Source organism: Ornithinimicrobium murale (assembly GCF_003352835.1).
GTDB lineage: Bacteria > Actinomycetota > Actinomycetes > Actinomycetales > Dermatophilaceae > Ornithinicoccus > Ornithinicoccus muralis.
This window is the reverse complement of record NZ_QLVD01000014.1, coordinates 1-1,679: the sequence shown is the minus strand read 5'-3', so window position 1 is coordinate 1,679 and position 1,679 is coordinate 1. Positions and strand designations below refer to the sequence as shown.

1 protein-coding gene is annotated in these 1,679 nt (G+C 71.1%); it reads right to left on the bottom strand.

Going from position 1 to position 1,679, the window contains the following annotated elements; genetic code table 11:
* Window positions 1-147 precede the first annotated feature (147 nt).
* A complete protein-coding gene (locus tag DPQ65_RS05025) occupies window positions 148-1,554 on the bottom strand; it encodes an IS1380 family transposase (protein ID WP_114906294.1) in 1,407 nt (468 codons plus the stop codon).
* Window positions 1,555-1,679: the final 125 nt, after the last annotated feature.

Genomic DNA, 1,679 nt, shown 5'->3' with positions numbered 1-1,679 from the left:
AGCCTCGATCCACCGATGGGCAGGTGGATGGGCCGCTGTAGGACGGGGTCAGGTCTGTGACGGGGCGAGGGTCGTGAGGGCGCGCGTGAACTGCCGGTCTGCCCGGCTTTTCCACTGGGTTCCTGCTGGTAGGGACGGGGGCTGGGGTCAGGCGGGTGCTGCGGCCCGGCCGGGGCGGAGCGCGTCGTAGAGGACGGTCCAGGCGTGCTCCCAGGGCCAGTCTCGGGGTAGGTGCAGGTGCAGGCGGCGGGCGGAGGAGGCGACCCGGGCTGGCAGGTTGACCAGCTTGCGGCGGATCGTGGGCGTCGTCGCCCGCGCCAGGCGGGTGCTGCCGGTCAGGGTGGCCGCGGCGCGGGTGAGGTTGAACGCCATGACCGCGGCGATGAGCCAGGCGGCGTTGGCAGCGAACTTGCCCGAGGGCAGGTGCGCCAGGGCCGAGGCTTTCAGGTCGGCGTGGACGTTCTCGATGACCGCGTGGCCCCGGTGGACCTGGTCGGCGGCCACGGTGTCCCGCTCGGTGGCGGGCGTGGTGGTGAAGAACGCGTGGAAGCGCCAGGTGTCGAACATCGACTCCTGCCCGTCCTTGGCCCTGGGGTTCAGGTCCGGGACGCGGCGCACCACCAGCCGGCCAGTGACCTGCTCGGACTTCTTGGCCGAGGTGAACGCGGTGTAGTCGACCTCGGCGACCTCGGCCCGCGAGACCCACCTGCCGGTGGCCTGGTCGTAGATCGCGTCGGTGTACCTGATCGTGGTCCACGCGTCCTTGGCGATCGCGGCGATGGCGCGCTTGACCGCCGGGTCCAGCCGCACGGTGATCGAGACCTGTGCACCGGCCCTGTCGGCGGCGCCCACCAGGGCGGCGGAGTAGAACGCGGAATCGGCGCGCAGGAGCACCGGTCGCCCGGCCAGGTGGCTGCGCCGGACCAGCGCCAGGGCATCGGTGGCCAACCGGGCCGCGCCACGGGAGGAACCCACGGAACCCTTGCGCAGGCGTTGGGCGGCGATGACCGGGGCGGTCTGCTCGGTGGACACGGTCGCCAGCAGCGCGTTCAACCCTCGGACCCCGCTGTAGCCGAACCCGGCGCCCTGCTTGGCGTAGCCGTGGACCTCCACGATGGTGTCGTCCAGGTCGAGCAGCACCGTCCCGGTGTCGCCGGCCCGGCCCAGCAGCCCGGTGCGCCCGGCCAGGGCGAGGGTGAAGCGGGAGGCGACCGCGTCGCCCTGGCGGACGTGGCCGAAGGTGAACGTGCGCAGGAACGAACCGAGCGTGGAGGGGGCATAGGGCCGTTCGAACAGCTTGCCCATCGCGCCGCGGCGCAAGAGCCCCATATCCTCGATGCTGTCCGCGCCGGCGGCCATACCCGCCACCAGGGCGGCCAGCTTGGCGCCGGCGTTGGCGCCCTTGTCGGTCGGCAGGCTCAGGTGCTCATCGCCCAGGGCGTGCAGGCCGGCTTCTTCGGCCAGCGTCATCAGCGGGACAAGCCCGGCGGCAGACACGAGGTTGGGGTCATCGAACGTCGCGGAGACCACGGGGAGGGTGTGAGAGAGTTGCATCTACGAGATGCCCTTCCGGTTTGGGTGATACGTGCTCTAGACAAGTCGTATCTTCCCAGGTCAGAAGGGCATTTCTCGCTTTCCCACGCCGCTTCACCGGCTCACCCGATCGGTGGATCCAGGCT

Coding starts and splice junctions, on each gene's coding strand:
- DPQ65_RS05025 (WP_114906294.1), bottom strand. CDS start 1,554: ATGCAACTCTCTCACACCCTCCCCGTGGTCTCCGCGACGTTCGATGAC.